The 15567-nt window shown below is 57.8% G+C and carries 15 protein-coding genes; all 15 read left to right on the top strand.

Annotated features, from left to right (window positions below; all coding sequences use genetic code 11):
• The first annotated feature begins 102 nt into the window (after window positions 1-102).
• Window positions 103-1374, top strand: a complete 1272-nt coding sequence (locus tag JV201_RS12280) for a DUF6369 family protein (protein WP_008435476.1) — start codon at window positions 103-105, stop codon at window positions 1372-1374.
• Entirely contained in the window at window positions 1371-2831 is a 1461-nt protein-coding gene (locus tag JV201_RS12285) for an oligosaccharide flippase family protein (RefSeq protein WP_219406981.1), read from the top strand. Before JV201_RS12280 ends, JV201_RS12285 begins: the two co-directional genes overlap by 4 nt.
• A complete protein-coding gene (locus tag JV201_RS12290) occupies window positions 2828-3979 on the top strand; it encodes a polysaccharide pyruvyl transferase family protein (protein ID WP_219406982.1) in 1152 nt (383 codons plus the stop codon). The genes JV201_RS12285 and JV201_RS12290 overlap by 4 nt, the downstream gene beginning before the upstream one ends.
• Before the next feature lie 18 nt (window positions 3980-3997).
• Window positions 3998-4843 (top strand): polysaccharide lyase, encoded by an 846-nt coding sequence (locus JV201_RS12295; RefSeq protein ID WP_256662413.1) that lies wholly within the window; start codon window positions 3998-4000, stop codon window positions 4841-4843.
• Window positions 4844-5386, top strand: a complete 543-nt coding sequence (locus tag JV201_RS12300) for a DapH/DapD/GlmU-related protein (RefSeq protein ID WP_087694222.1) — start codon at window positions 4844-4846, stop codon at window positions 5384-5386.
• 54 nt (window positions 5387-5440) lie between these two features.
• Window positions 5441-6403 (top strand): hypothetical protein, encoded by a 963-nt coding sequence (locus JV201_RS12305; protein WP_087694223.1) that lies wholly within the window; start codon window positions 5441-5443, stop codon window positions 6401-6403.
• A 35-nt stretch (window positions 6404-6438) separates the two neighbouring features.
• Window positions 6439-6894: a hypothetical protein gene (locus JV201_RS12310; RefSeq protein ID WP_023658755.1), complete on the top strand. Its 456-nt coding sequence runs from the start codon at window positions 6439-6441 to the stop codon at window positions 6892-6894.
• Window positions 6895-7371, top strand: a complete 477-nt coding sequence (locus JV201_RS12315) for a glycosyltransferase (RefSeq protein ID WP_177035422.1) — start codon at window positions 6895-6897, stop codon at window positions 7369-7371.
• 54 nt (window positions 7372-7425) lie between these two features.
• Window positions 7426-8853: a mannose-1-phosphate guanylyltransferase/mannose-6-phosphate isomerase gene (locus tag JV201_RS12320; protein ID WP_219406983.1), complete on the top strand. Its 1428-nt coding sequence runs from the start codon at window positions 7426-7428 to the stop codon at window positions 8851-8853.
• Window positions 8854-8865: 12 nt separating this feature from the next.
• Window positions 8866-10209 (top strand): UDP-glucose/GDP-mannose dehydrogenase family protein, encoded by a 1344-nt coding sequence (locus tag JV201_RS12325; RefSeq protein WP_003211357.1) that lies wholly within the window; start codon window positions 8866-8868, stop codon window positions 10207-10209.
• A 179-nt stretch (window positions 10210-10388) separates the two neighbouring features.
• Complete coding sequence (locus JV201_RS12330) at window positions 10389-10673, top strand: hypothetical protein (RefSeq protein WP_003211359.1); 285 nt, start codon at window positions 10389-10391, stop codon at window positions 10671-10673.
• Window positions 10674-10758: 85 nt separating this feature from the next.
• Window positions 10759-11871: a polysaccharide export protein gene (locus JV201_RS12335; protein WP_219406984.1), complete on the top strand. Its 1113-nt coding sequence runs from the start codon at window positions 10759-10761 to the stop codon at window positions 11869-11871.
• 14 nt (window positions 11872-11885) lie between these two features.
• On the top strand, window positions 11886-12545 hold the full coding sequence (locus JV201_RS12340) for a YjbF family lipoprotein (RefSeq protein WP_032899416.1): 660 nt from the start codon (window positions 11886-11888) through the stop codon (window positions 12543-12545).
• Window positions 12542-13309: a capsule biosynthesis GfcC family protein gene (locus tag JV201_RS12345; protein ID WP_219406985.1), complete on the top strand. Its 768-nt coding sequence runs from the start codon at window positions 12542-12544 to the stop codon at window positions 13307-13309. Before JV201_RS12340 ends, JV201_RS12345 begins: the two co-directional genes overlap by 4 nt.
• Window positions 13306-15396 (top strand): YjbH domain-containing protein, encoded by a 2091-nt coding sequence (locus JV201_RS12350; RefSeq protein WP_219406986.1) that lies wholly within the window; start codon window positions 13306-13308, stop codon window positions 15394-15396. The genes JV201_RS12345 and JV201_RS12350 overlap by 4 nt, the downstream gene beginning before the upstream one ends.
• Window positions 15397-15567 lie beyond the last annotated feature (171 nt).

A 15567-nucleotide genomic window follows, 5' to 3' on the forward strand; every position in this document is an offset into this window, starting at 1 on the left:
ACCACTGTAATTGCAGGATAGAGGTCACGTTTTCAGGAAATGAACGAAAAATCCTGGGGCGGTAGCGTGCCAAATTCAAATCAGTATAAAGAATACCCAGCCATGTTTTACCTGTTATCCCTTATCGCGCTGTCAGCGGGTTTGCTCGCGGCGAAAAATCCAAAATACTCAATCGTAGTGTTCGGGATAATGCTGGCTGTTATTCCCACGGGTAACTCCTACAGCGAAATAATCTCGCTCAAGGGTATCTACTTCTTTGACTTTTATATCGTGGGCGGGCTGGGCGCACTGCTGATCCGGCAGGTGGCTACACAGAAGAAACAATTGACGGTACCGGGCGGCCTGCTTTTTGGTTGCGGGCTGTATGTGGTGTTACTCGCCTGCGGCCTGCTGGAGTCCTCGAACAAGTACCTGTTGAAGGATGTTCGGCCTTTTATAATGATCCTGTCGTTTATCGTGCTCTCGAACATCGCGACCCTTGCCGCAAAAACGCTGAAGTTGCAGACAGTGCTCCTGCTATTGATCGCGATGACCGCCTTCAATGTACTGGACATTGCCTGGTTACGCTTGGGCTTGTACAAGTTTCAAGACGTCTACTATGAAGAAAACGCCTACCGCTACCTGGACGGCGGTACGTACGCCGCCGTGGCCTATCTGATTTATTACTTCATAGACCCACGGCTGTTCGAACACAGGAAAAAGCTCGCAAGCATTTGCCTGGCCACTTCATTCATCTGTTTGTTCATTGCCAACTCTCGCTTCATCTTTGTCTCGGTGTTTGCGGCGATTATCATCCACCAATACACCCGGCCCGCCCGCATGATAGGCGTTGCCCTGGCCGGGGCGGTGGTGCTGATGGCGTTCATTGGCATCAGCAATATGATCGGGGCTGATCGAATCAATGATGGTTTGTCGTCCGAAGGCATGGCCGCCCAATTGGCCACGCGCTTCAGCCCGGCACTGGAGTTGATTCGTGGCATGAACCCGCTGCATTACTTTGTGGGACTGGGCGCGGGCACGCCGTTCGAGATTCCCTGGTTCGAGTACCGTGGCCTCGATGACAAGAACTCGAATATCGACAGTGCCTACTTAACCTACTTCGTTAAGTACGGGCTGATAGGCGTGTACTTGCTGTACGTGTTCATTACCTCGATTACCCAGCACATGAACAGCCGGGTGGCGGTTTCGATCGCCATCTTTCTGGGGGTGATGTTCGTTGTCTCGGCCACGCCTTATCAGCCGTACGCCATCGGTATCGCGTATGGCGCGATTGTGCTCCGGGTCTGTTCCGAACACACCGCCAGGCAACGCAAAAAGATCCTCAAGCCTGGCCAGCCGCTGATAACCACACCCTTGCAGGTGAATGCCGGATGAACAGCACACTGTTGAAAAAGTTCGTGTCCAGTACGGCATGGAGTTTCGTTTCTGCCGTGGCCACCAAAGTGTCGGTGGTCATCACCGGCATCCTGGTTGCCCGGGTATTGGGTGCGCAATCGTTTGGCGAGTATGGCTTGATCCAGAGCGCGATTGTGATGCTTGCCAACGTCGCCGCCCAAGCAACCACCACGGCGACGGCCAAGCATATCGGGCAGTTCAAGGAGACCTGTCCCGAGAAGACCGGCAGGGGCATCGCGCTGACGCTGCTGTTCTCGGTTGTGTTCAGCGGGATGATCATCGGGACAGCGCTGTTTTTCCCGCACTTTTTCTCCAGCGTTATCCTGGGGGCAGACAGCCTCAGCGCTGCATCGCTGATCGTATTGAGCACCATCACGTTGATTATCCTGTCGGGATGGACCCAGGGCTGCCTGACCGGTTGGGGCCAATACCGGACAATCGCGACCATCAATGGAATCATTGCGATTGTCGCGATCCCGGCGACGTACTTCCTGACCCTGCAGTTCCGACTCAATGGTGCGCTGCTGGGCTTGGCCGGTTCTCAATTGCTGATCGTGTTCTTCAGCGCACTGGCCTGCTGGAAGACTTTGAAGGCCCGAAATACCACGCTGAGTTTCAAAGGTGCAATGACTGAAAAGCACGCAGTGCTGTCGGTTGGCCTGCCGGTATTGCTGACGGGGTTGATGGTCGCCCCGATGAACTGGTTCGCCAACAAGTTGCTGGCGGAAACAACTAACGGCCTTGCCGCATTGGGCATGTACGCCGCCGCGATGCAATGGAACGCGATCTTTTCCCATGTTTCCGTGGTGTTGGGCTCTGTGCTGGTGCCGATGCTGGCCACCGCGCTGGGCGGTAAAAGCCGCAAGTTGGACGCCTTGAACTTTCTGTCGGGCTGGCTGGTGGTGTTGGTGATCATACAGCCGGTGATCATGTTCCCCGAGTTGCTGGCCAAACTGTATGGCAGCAGTTTCCTGGGGCGGGATTTTGAAGTGACGTTGGTTCTGGTAATCCTGGGTTCGCTGCTCAGTGCATTCAAGTCCGGTATTTCAAGAAAAATGATCGTGATGAACCTGGCCTGGTTCAGTGTGATGAGTAACATTCTATGGGGAGTGTTATTCATTGCCGGAGCACTGTGGCTTCGGGAAGAAGGTGCAATCGGGATTGCCAAGGCATTTATCGGTTCGCAGTTTATTCACTTCCTGCTGGGACTGCCGTATTTCGTCTACAAGAAGATATTACCTCTGGAGTTGCTCGTATCTCCCAGGATCCTGATCTTGTGGACATTGCCTTTCATCAGTTTCATATCAAGCGCCTATGTCGAAAGTGTGCTGTATCGATTAATGATCATGGCGCTGATATTTATCTACATTCTCGCAACAACGTTTGCCTTGAATGCCGTGTTTAATGACCCCGTGGAAAATGGAAGCCCAGCATGAATGTCAGCAAAGTATATATCCGGGGGGCATACGGTCCTGGTAATTTGGGTGATGACGTATTAATGCTATGCGTGATCAATATTCTGAAAAAACGCTTTAAGGAATCGGATATAGCGGTGGGTGTCGATCATCCGCAGATCGCCAGGAACTTCAACCCGCGTATCAAGTGGCTGCACATCAAGGAGCCGGTCAAGGCTGACCTGGTGGTGTTGGGCGGTGGGGGCCAGTTCTTCTCGTTCATCCCACCGGCCAAAGAGGCGGCTGCCAACAAAGGCATCGTGGCGAAGCTGTGCAAGAGCATCAAGGCGCAGACCGACCTGAAGTCCACGCTTCTGCGTTTGTATGTCGGGATGCGCGGTGGTGTCGACAGGATCTATTTCCACCGGCGCCTGGCAGCGTTCTGCATTGGCCTGGGCCCCTTCGATGGCGGCGGCAAGCTGCTGACCCGCGCCGTCAGCGTGATCAATCGCTGTGACTACATTTCCGTGCGGGACGGTACCAGCCAGCAGCATTGCAAGGCCTTCGGAAAGTCCGACGTCGAGGTGTACACCGATCCCAGCCTGCTTTCCGACCTGTGGATCTCCAGCAAAGACCTGGAGGTCGGCAGCCTCAAGAAGGGCAAGTACCTGTCCTTCATCCTGCGCGACTGGCCCCATGACGCGAACGGGCAACAGTTCATCAAGGCGATGGTCCAGGCCGCGGATGAGCTCGCCAAGCGTGGCGAGCAGGTACGCCTGGTCTCGCTGTACAAGGAACGTGACCAGCACCTGATCGACAAGTACCACACGTTCGAATGGTTGTGCTGGGACGCGGCGGGCGATACGCCCGAAACCTTCATGGCGAAACTGATCGTCGAGTCCGACGTGATCATCAGCGCCCGTGCACACGGTGTACTGCTGCCGGCTTCCCTGGGCTTTCCCACCATCGCGGTTGAAATCGAAAACAAGCTGAAAAAAGTCCATGAAATGCTGCCGCAGGGCACCCGGCTGGTCAGCACCCCAGACCCTGAGGTGATCAAGGCCACCATCAGCGAATTTCGGCAATCCAAGGCGCAAATGGCCGAGCACCTCAAGCAGGAGATCGCCCAGCGTTCTTCCCTTGCGCAAAAAGCGGTCGACGACTTTTTGAAATGGGTCGATGAAAAATAAAGTGGAGGGGCAACCGACGTGAAAAAGACAGCCTCGACGCTACTCATTGTGGCGTTCGCCCTGCAGGTGGCTGCCAGCGGCGCATCTGAGTTGAACGACCGTTGCGAGCCAGGCATCAAGAACATCTACCCGTCACTGCCGGACGTTTCGCAGATGGCCGACGGGCCCCAGGCGCAAAGCAGCATAAAGGGCAGGGCCAATCTGACGAACAAGGCCTACAGCCAAAAGATCAAGGACATTGCCGTGCATTTTCCGGCCGGCTCCTATGACCCGGGTTCGATGGTGCGGCTTGGGTTGCCCTACGGCGGCATTGAATTCAAATCCCCATTGCCGCAACCGGGCAGGGAATGCCTGGTACTGACCTATGAGTTGAAGTTCGACAGGAATTTCGACTTTGTAAAAGGCGGCAAGCTCCCGGGCCTCTACGGTGGCACCGGCAATACGGGCGGCAAGATACCGAACGGCCATGACGGCTTTTCCACGCGCTACATCTGGAAAGAAAAGGGCGCCGGCGCCATTTACGCGTATTTGCCCACCAGTAAAACCTGGGGCACGGCAGTCGGGTTGGGTTCCTGGATCTTTACGGTAGGGCAATGGCACAGGTTGGAGCAACTGGTGAAGTTGAATACGCCGGGGCAGGCCGACGGTGTGATTTCCATTTGGTACGACAACCAGCTGGTGCACTCGGAAACCGGGCTGACGTTTAGAGACACGCCGGAGATCACCATCGACGGCTTGCTGTTTTCGACGTTCTTCGGTGGCAATAACCCGTCTTTCGCCACGCCGGTGAGTACCAATATCCGCTTCAGGAATTTTGTGATGAGTTCACAGCGCGTAACGGATACTTCAGGGCAGGGCGAGTAGATGAAGAACCTGAAACTGAACATCAAGAAGGCCGCTGTTGCGCTGTTCAATACGCTGCTCAGCCTGGCGTTGTTTTTCAATCTGCGACGCGCGTTGCTCCGGGCAACCGGATGCCGGGTGGGCGCCCGGACCACGATCCACCGCAACGTGGTGTTTTTCTCCTTCGGCAACTTCTCGGTCGGGAAAAACTGCACGGTCAATTACGACTGCTACCTGGATAACCGGGCGGGCATCCGCATCGGCGACAACGTCAATATTTCCCATAACACCCGGGTTTATACGCTGGGCCACGATATTGATGACCCCATGAGTTGCCTGGTGGGGAAGCCGGTGTTGATTGAAGACAATGCCTGGATCTTTCCCAATGTGATGGTGATGCCAGGCGTCACCATCGGAACAGGCGCGGTTGTTTATCCGGGCAGTGTGGTCACGCGCAACGTTGCAGCGTATTCGATCGTGGGTGGCAATCCGGCCAAACATATCCGCTTCAGAAACAACACCATTCGATACAACGCCGACTTTCCGATCTGGTTTGCAGTGTAAGCAATCTCACTGGCCCCACCTTTATTTATGCAGGACTCTGACGTGAAATCATTAATGATTGCATGGATTGGCTATCAACGACGCGCCGATACCATGAAGCAATACTGGGCGTATGACATTCTACATCTGCCCAACCAGTTCAAGAAGAAATCCGCGCGGCCGCTGGATTACTTGATCAAGTCGTTTAAAACCCTGAAGACCCTGTTGGCCGGTTCGCCTGACGTGCTGTGGGTGCAGTTGCCGCCGAGCCCGGTATTGCATATAGCACTGGCCTACAAGTTTATATTCAACCGGCGGCTGAAGATTATCGCCGATGCCCACAACAGCCTGTTGCGCAAGCAATGGATAGGCTTTCCGGGCACGGTAGCGCTGTTGAATAGAATCGATGCCGTCGTCGTTCATAATTTTAAAGTCAAAGAAGAGTTGGCCGGCCTGGGCGTCAAGGACACCAATATCTTTATCCTGGAAGACTTGCCGTGTGACTTTCACGCGGCGCCCGCCAGTGAGCGCGAGACACCCTATGTACTGTTTCCGTGCTCGTTTGATATCGATGAACCGATCGAGATCGTGATCAACGCCGCCCGGGAAATGCCCGGTGTCGACTTCCTGATCACCGGCAAGCATCAGGGCAAGCTCTCCGAGGAGCTCGTGGCGTCACTCCCCGAGAACATCAAGCTGACCGGCTTCCTCAGCAAGGCGACCTTTGAACAGCTGCTGTGCCACGCGAATGTGGTGCTCGGCCTGACCACCCGCGACAACGTTCAGCTGAGCGTGGCCAACGAAGCGGTCAGCGCCGGCAGGCCGATGGCGCTTTCGAATACCACGGTACTGCGCTCGTTGTTTTCCGAGGCGGCGGTGTTTGTCGACACCCTGGACCCGCTGTCCATCAAGGCCGGCGTCGCGCAGCTCATCGCCAATCAAGAAACCTATAAAGAGAAATCGGCCTTGCTCAAAGCCAAGCGAATAACCCGCTGGAAAGGCCAGGCCCAACTGTTAAGAACTGCCGCCACTATTTAATGATGTCTATTACACCTGACAGGAAGGGAACCGTCATGAGTCAATCAAGTGATGTTTTATTGATTTGTTCTGGAGGTGGGCACTGGGTACAAATGAGCAAGTTGCTGCCTGCCTTCGACGGTCAAAAAGTTACCATCGCCACCGTGGATATCAGCATTGGCTCGCAGTATCCAACCCATGCCTTCGCGCAAGTCCCGGACTTTAATCGCAGTGAACCGTTGAAGATCATCAAGGGCTTTTGCCAGATCTTTGCGATCGTTTACCGCAGCAAGGCCAGGTACGTGATCTCCACCGGGGCGGCACCGGGGTTGCTGGGGCTGGTCGCGGGAAAACTCATGGGCAAAAAGACCCTGTGGATCGACAGCATTGCCAATCCCAAGAAGCTCTCGTTGTCCGGCAGGATCGCTGTGTATTTTGTCGATGAGTTGCTGACCCAGTGGCCCACGCTGTCGCAAAACAGCCGGGCCCAATATAAAGGGAGGATTGTATAAATGATATTTTGCAGCGTTGGCACTCAAGCACCCTTTGAAAGAATGCTCGGCTACTTGCATGAGTGGAGTCATGCAAACCCGCAGGTCCCGATTGTTGCCCAGGTGGGCAATAACGAAAATGACCTGGGGCGCATTACGGCTTACAAGACCATCGCCGAGCCGCTGTTTTCCAAGAACTTCAATGCGTCAAAGGTGATTGTTTCCCATGCAGGCATGGGCAATATCATTCGCTCTCTTGAACTGGGCAAACCGATTGTTATTGTCCCGCGCGACAGTCGGCGCGGTGAACACATCAATAATCACCAGTACGACACCGCCGAAAACTTTGCAGACCTTCCCTCTGTGTTTATCGCCCATGATAAAGATGCGTTCTTTTCGGCGATTGATTCGGCGCTTAACTACAGCAGTGCCGAAAGTTCACTGGACTTTACCGAAAGGGACCGCTTGATCAGTTATGTGAAGTCATTCACTTCTTAAGTTTCGGCTGTTTGTCAATCCGCTCTTATTGCCTTTAATCATCGAGTAATCGTTATGATCCCAGTTATATTGTCTGGCGGTTCAGGCACGCGCCTGTGGCCGCTTTCAAGAGCGCTTAAACCAAAGCAGTTTATTGCGCTGCACGGTGACTTGAGTTTGTTTCAAACCACCTTGGATCGCATCAAGAACCTGTCGATAGAGGGCGAGACCGTCAGCCCGCCGATCATTGTGTGCAACGAAGAACACCGTTTCATCGTGGCCGAGCAAAGTCGATCACTGGACGTGATCCCGCAGAAAATCCTCCTTGAGCCGACCGCCCGCAACACCGCCCCGGCGATTGCGGCGGCAACCCTGTCGGCGCTGGCGGATGGGGACGATCCGATCCTGCTGGTGCTGGCGGCGGACCATGTGATCGGCGATACCCAAGCGTTTAATGCGGCCTTGACGCTGGCCAAGGTGGAAGTCAACAAAGGCAAGATCGTCACCTTCGGGGTTGTGCCCACCAAGCCGGAGACCGGCTACGGCTATATCCGTACTCAAGAGGCTGCGGTGGACGGCGCCGCGCATGTCGATGCCTTCGTGGAAAAGCCCGACCTGGCGACCGCGCAAGGCTACCTGGAACAAGGCAACTACTTCTGGAACAGCGGCATGTTCATGTTCCGCGCCTCGGTGATGAAGGCCGAGCTGGAGCGCCTGAGCCCGGAGATCATGGTGGCCGCGGAACTGTCCCTCTCCAACGCAGCCCATGACCAGGATTTCACCCGGCTCAGCCAGGTGGATTTTGTGAACGCACCCAACGTGTCGATCGATTACGCGGTGATGGAAAAGACCCACATCGCGTCGGTGGTCATCCTCGATTCGCCGTGGAGCGACCTGGGTGCCTGGGACTCAGTGTGGGAAGCGGGCCTCAAGGATCAGAACCAGAACTGCACCCAGGGCGACGTGCTGCTGCAGGACGTCACCAACAGCTATGTGCATGCCAGCCACCGCCTGGTCACGGTTGCAGGGATCAATGATGTGGTGGTCGTCGAGACCGCCGACGCGATTTTGGTGACCACCAAGGACCACGCGCAAGACGTCAAGAAAATAGTCGCGCAGCTGACTGAAAAGCACCGGATCGAGAGCACCAGCCACCGCGAAGTCTATCGGCCGTGGGGCAAATATGACTCGGTGGACCAGGGCTATCGGTACCAGGTGAAGCGGATCACGGTGAAGCCGGGGCACAAGCTGTCGGTGCAACTGCACCACCACCGGGCCGAGCACTGGATCGTGGTGTCCGGCACCGCGAATGTGCAAATCGCCGACAAGCAAGTGCTGCTGACCGAGAACCAGTCCACCTACATCCCCATTGGCGTTGTGCACTCCCTCGAAAACCCGGGGCGAATCCCGCTGGAGCTGATTGAAGTCCAATCGGGTTCGTACCTGGGCGAGGACGACATCATCCGCTTTGAAGACCGCTATGGCCGCCTCGAGCTTGTTTAAAGGAAGATTGAAATGAATGTAACTGTATTTGGAATCGGCTATGTGGGTCTGGTGCAGGCAGCGGTGCTGGCCGACGCGGGGCATGAGGTGTGTTGTGTCGACGTGGACGCGACTAAAGTCGAGAACCTCAAGGCCGGCATTATTCCGATCTTTGAGCCCGGGCTGAGTGCGCTCGTCCAGAAGAACCATGATGCCGGACGCTTGCACTTCACCACCGACGCCGCGCAAGGCGTGCGGCATGGAGAGGTGCAGTTCATCGCCGTGGGCACCCCGCCTGATGACGATGGCAGCGCCGACATCAAGTACGTGCTCTCCGTTGCCGCGACCATTGCGCTCAACATGACCGAGCCGAAGATTATCGTTAACAAGTCCACGGTGCCGGTGGGGACGGCGGACAAGGTCCGGGCGAAGGTGTCCGAGGTGTTGACGTCGCGGGGGCTCGAGGTGGAGTTCCACGTGATCTCGAACCCCGAGTTCCTCAAGGAAGGTTCGGCGGTCGCCGACTGCACCCGGCCCGACCGGATCATCATCGGCAGCGACAGCAGTTACGCCGTGGACCGCATGCGGGAGCTGTATGAACCCTTCAACCGCAACCACGAAAAGATCATCACGATGGACATCAGGAGTGCCGAGCTGACCAAGTACGCGGCCAACTGCCTGCTGGCCACCAAGATTTCCTTCATGAATGAAATGGCCAATTTCGCCGAACGCTTGGGCGCCGACATTGAGGCGGTTCGTAAAGGCATTGGCTCCGATCCACGGATCGGCTACGACTTTATCTACCCAGGCTGCGGTTATGGCGGCTCGTGCTTCCCGAAAGATGTGCAGGCGCTGGAGCGCACCGCGTCGTCGATCGGCTATCAGGCAACGCTGTTGTCTGCCGTCGAGGAAGTCAACAAGCGCCAGAAGCAGCACCTGTTCGGGCATATTCACCACCACTTCGGCGGCCAGCTGGAGGGCAAGACCTTCGCCATCTGGGGCCTGGCCTTCAAGCCCAATACGGATGACATGCGCGAAGCCTCGAGCCGCGTGTTGATCGAACAACTGCGCAGCGTGGGTGCCAGGGTCCAGGCATTCGACCCCGAAGCGATGGCCGAGACCCAGCGCATTTACGGGATGAACGAAGACCTGTTGCTGATGGGCACCAAGGAAGCGGCGTTGCAAGGTGCCGATGCGCTGGTGATCGTGACCGAATGGCGGGAGTTCAAGGCCCCGGACCTGGACTTGATAAAAGAAAAACTGAGCACGCCGGTGATCTTTGACGGCCGCAATATATTTGATCCGCAGCGTATGAAAGCCAATGGTTTCGAGTATTACGGTATTGGTCGCGGGTTATCGGTACGCCCCGTTGTTTAATCCTGACGATTATTAACATTGGTGGTTTGAGCTATCCACAAGTGAGATGATTTCGAGGAGGTTAAGTGCGTGATCCAACAGGATCTTTGCGCAGTTTGCATAGCCTGTTTATCTCCGTTCCATCACTACGCCCTTATTGCATTATTTGATAAGGGGTAAATATCGAGAAGGAGTCTGATATGAGGAAAATACTGTTGGCCGGCGTGCTGGCCTTTAGCAGTACTGCGGCATTGGCGGCAGGTGAAGTCGCGAGCGAGGCCTTGAGCGATGCGGCCGGCGCGAGCGAGCCCCTGTCGTTGAGCACCCCGCTCGTGGGCGGCGTGACGCTCGGTGAAACCGTCGGGGTCGGTACCGCGGTAGTCGGCGCTGCGGCGGCGGCTTCCAACTCGGGCGGCAGTTCCAATGGCGGTACTTCCGGCACCGGCGGCACCACCGGTACAGGCGGTACCACCGGTACCAACTAATAACCCGCAATGTGTGTTGTTCAAGATCACCCGGAACTTCTGGGTGATCTTTTTTAGACTCGCCCTCGACTAGCGTAGTGCCATTATGATTCGTAGGTTACCTGTTCTTTTGCTGGCAAGTTTCAGCTTGCACGGCTGCATGTTTTCGCCTGGTCAACATATGGACACCAGTCAAATGTCCAGTGAGGGTTCTTCCGAAAGTACTCGGGTAGAGTTGATTCCCATCACCCCCAAATTGATTGCCATGGATGCCGCCACGCATGTTCGTGAATCGGTGCCGGCAGAACTGTTGTCTTATGTGCCCGGTGGCTATCGCGTCGGTGCCAATGACCTGTTGTTTATCACGGTTTGGGACCATCCCGAGTTGACGGCACCGTCCGGGTCGCAACAGCAGATCGACGCCAACGGGCGCCTGGTTCGCCCCGATGGCACGTTGTTTTATCCGTATATCGGCAACGTCCCGGTGGCCGGCAAGACCATCGAAGAGCTGCGGGCCTTTATCGCCGGGCGCTTGTCGCAATTTATTGAAAGCCCACAGGTCGACGTCAGCGTCCTGCGGTTTGCCAGCCAGACAGTGGTGGTGACCGGGGCGGTGATCAAGGCCGGGCAACAGCCGATCACCACCACGCCATTGAGCGCCGTCGAGGCCATTGGCGCCGCCGGTGTCGACCCCACGAATGCCGACCTCTCGAGCCTGACCCTGACGCGCGACGGCCGTGAGTACACGCTTGACCTGGACAGCCTCAATCGCCAGGGCTCGCAACTGCAGGGCATCTACCTCAAGGGCGGCGACCGATTGTACCTGCCCTATAACGACCAGAAACGTGTCTACCTGATGGGCGAAGTCAATCAGCCCCGGGCCCTGACCTTCAAGGGCAAGTCGATCAACCTGACCGATGCCCTGGGTACCGTAGGCGGCTTGAACCAGACCACTTCCAATGGCAATGCGGTCTATGTGATTCGCGGCGTGGACAACCTGGAAGCCGAACCGGCCAAGGTGTTCCAACTCGATGCCCAGTCACCGTCCGCGCTGGTGCTGGCCACCCGGTTCGACTTGCAACCCCAGGACATCGTGTACGTCGGGCCGGCCGGCGTGACGCGCTGGAACCGCCTGATCAGCCAGTTGCTGCCGACCGCCAGTGCCATTGGAATTGGTGCCCGATCGGCCAATGACCTCAGCGAAGTCAACAGCAGATAAGGCGTTATCCCGTGGTGAAAATGTTGCCTACCAGCGCCTGCCTGTCGATGGCGCTCTTGTTGTGCGGGTGTAACCCGTTGATGAGGGCGTCGTGGTACACCCTCGAAACCTCTGTGACGGGCCCGGCCCCGATCAACGTGACCCGCGCCCAGGTCGACGCGGTGCCATACCCGCAGATTCTGGTGACCACCGCCGTCAGCGAGGGCGTGATGGCCATGGCCCGGCGCCGGGGCGACCTGCAGTTCTGGGTCGCTTCCGGCAAGCAAGTGGTGATGATGCGTGACGGCCTGGTGGTACGCACTGTCGGGCTGGGTGTTTCCCTGGATGGCACGCGTTTCAGTGGCGAATCGCCGTTCAAGCGCGGGCTCCAGCATCTGCCCGACGGTTACACCGGCACACGCTGGATCGACCTCTACGACGGCAACCGAATCGGTATCGCGGTCAACAGCCGTTTCAGCAGCCACGGTATCGAGACCCTCCGCATTCTGGACAAGGATTACGCCTTGCTGCGCATCGACGAGCAGGTGGACGCTCCCACCTTGAATTTCCGCGCCACCAACCATTATTGGGTCGACCCGCAGGATGGTTTCATCTGGCGCAGCGAGCAGCATTTGACGCCCCGGTTGGCCCTGAAAATCGTGCAGTTGCGTCCCGACCGGGAGGCAGCCCGATGAAGTGTTCGAAGCTTTTATGGCTGGGCCTGTTGCTGATCGGCCCCGGCACTGGCCAGGCGGCCGTTACAGTCAGTGGCGATGTGCGCAGCCCCGGCGCCTTCGAGGTCAAGCCGGGGGCGCGTTTGCTGGACGTTATTCGTGTGGCCCAACCCAATGCAGAAAGCTACTGGTTGGGCGCCGCGTGGCTGCACCAGTCGTTGGTGAGCACGCAGGAACGCTTGAAGGCAGGGGTTTTGTTCGATCTGAAACTGCTGCAACGAGGGGCCTTGCTGGATGACCGTGGCTCCCGGGCGGACTTGAGTGCGCGTCTGTATCGACAGGTCGAACAGTTGCCGGTCACTGGCCGCCAGGTGCAAGTGCTGGACCCGATCGCCGTCGAGGCGGGGTTCGCGCGCAACGCATTGCTGGATGACGGGGACCGGCTGGTCTACCCCGTGAGGCCGTCCACCGTGCACGTGCTCGGCGCGGTCGCGCAGTCCTGTGATGTGCCGTACCGGGCCATGCGCGAGGTGCGGGATTATGTTGGCGACTGCACGGTCCTCGATGACGCCGAGCGCGATGACCTGTGGCTGATCCAGCCCGACGGCCAGGTACGGCGCGTGGGCGTGGCGGCGTGGAATCGCGAGGACGGCGTGGTGGCGGCCCCCGGCAGCAGGATCCTGGTGCCGATCCGCAGCGACGACCTTGAGACGCCGACCCCTGATCTCAACCAACAACTGGCCGAGTTTTTCGCCACTCAACCGTTGGCTGAGGTGAACCCTTGAATTTACGTTTTGCGGCTGTACTGCTGTTGCCTTGCGGGTTGGCTCACGGTGACCCCCGTTACACCCAAAATGATTTCGGCGGCGTGGGCCTGCTACAGACCCCCACCGCACGCATGGCCCCGGCGGGAGAGTTGAGCGCCAACGCCAACCGCACCGATCCCTACTCGCGCTACAGTTTTTCCCTGCAACCGTTCGATTGGCTGGAGGGTTCGTTTCGTTATACCGCCATCAGCAACCGCAGGTACGGCGCCGAGGCGTTGAGCGCAAGCCAGAGCTTCAAGGACAAGGCCATCGACTTCAAGGCGCGGCTCTGGGAGGAAAGCCGGTGGGCACCGCAGGTGGCTTTCGGTGCCCGGGACATCGGCGGTACCGGGCTGTTTTCCAGCGAATACTTTGTCGCCAACAAGCGCCACGGCAACCTGGATTTCAGCCTAGGCATCGCCTGGGGCTACCTGGGAAACCGAGGCGACTTCGGCAACCCGCTGTCGGTGTTCGGCAGCAAATTCAACGACCGGCCCAAGAGCACTGCGGTCGTCGCCAGGGCAGGGGATGTGAACTCCAACGCCTATTTCAGGGGCCGCCCTTCGTTGTTCGGCGGGATCGCCTATCAAACGCCCTGGAAACCCCTGAGCCTGAAGCTCGAATACGAGGGCAATGACTACAAGCACGAGCCGTTGGACAACCCGATCAAGCAGGACTCGCCGGTAAACATTGGCGTGGTCTATAAGCTGGCTGACAGCGTCGACCTGAGTGCGGCCTGGGAACGCGGGAATACCGCGATGTTCGGCATCACCCTGCACACCAACTTTGTCAGCCGCAAGGCACCGGTCAAGACCTATGACCCGCCCGCCGAACCGTTGCCGGCGCGCATGCCCACCACCCCGGCCGACCAGGTCAACTGGGCCAACGTCGCCGACAGGCTGCAGCAGAATGCCGGCTACAAGGTGGAGCGCATTGCCCGGCGCGGCTCGGAATTGATGGTGTATGGCGAGCAGCAACGCTACTTCTATTCAGCCAAGGCCGTGGGACGCGCCAGCCGGATTCTCGACAACAGCGCCAATCAGGATATCGACTGGTTCACCCTGGTGAACAAGCGCTATGACATGCCCATCGAAGAAACCAGCGTGCCCCGTAACACCTTCCGCGCCGTGGTGAACAACCAGCAGCCGTTGACGGACCTGCACCGTAATACCGAGGTCAACCCGGCGGTTGCCCATCGGGAAACCACGCTCTACAGCGGAAAATCCGAGCCGTTCAACTATGGCCTTGGCCTGGGTTACAAACAGAACATCGGTGGCCCCGACGGCCTGCTTTATCAGTTCACTGCCGACGCCGACGCGGAGTACCGTTTTACCCGCAATACCTGGTGGAGCGGCTTGCTCAGCGCCAACCTGCTGAACAACTACGACAAGTTCACCTACGACGCACCCAGCGGCTTGCCGCGAGTACGCACCGACCTGCGCCAATACATGACCACGTCCGATGTGACGATGCCGAACTTCCAGGTCAACCATGCGCAGCGCCTGGACCGCGACCTGTATGGCATGGTCTACGGCGGCTACCTGGAGTCCATGTACGCCGGGGTGGGCGGCGAGGTGTTGTTCCGGCCGGCGGGCAAGCACTGGTCAGTGGGCGCAGACCTGAACTTCGTGCGCCAGCGTGATTTCAACCAGGGCTTCGGCCTGCGGGATTACCAGACCATCACCGGCCATGTCACCAGCTATACCGAGCTGCCCTATGACACCCTGGCCGCCGTCAGTGTGGGGCGTTACCTGGCGCGGGACTGGGGCACCACCGTCGACATCTCGCGCCAGTTCAAGAACGGCGTGAAGTTTGGTGGCTGGGTGACGCTGACCACCGCCTCGAAGGAAGAATATGGCGAAGGCAGCTTCGACAAGGGTATCTATATTTCCGTCCCCTTCGACGAATTGATGAGCACCTCGACGATGCGTCGGGCCAACGTCGTATGGGCGCCACTGACCCGTGACGGCGGCGCACGCCTGAACCGCGGCTATTCGCTGCAGACCATGACCGACGGGCGTGACAGCGAGTTGTTCTACAACAACTTCGAGAAGATCACTGAGTGACGGTGCGGCATCTGCCGACCAGGTTGTCGACTGCCCGGCGTTGAATGCGCCGGGCAGTCGCCACGCCGAACGCTACAGCGCCAGGTGCAATGCCGGCGCGCAACACTTGCCTGACTTTCCTCTTTGATGACTATGCGAATGGCCCGGGCCCGGGCGTTGCTGTGGGCGCTA

Source organism: Pseudomonas sp. Colony2 (assembly GCF_019382755.1).
Lineage (GTDB): Bacteria > Pseudomonadota > Gammaproteobacteria > Pseudomonadales > Pseudomonadaceae > Aquipseudomonas.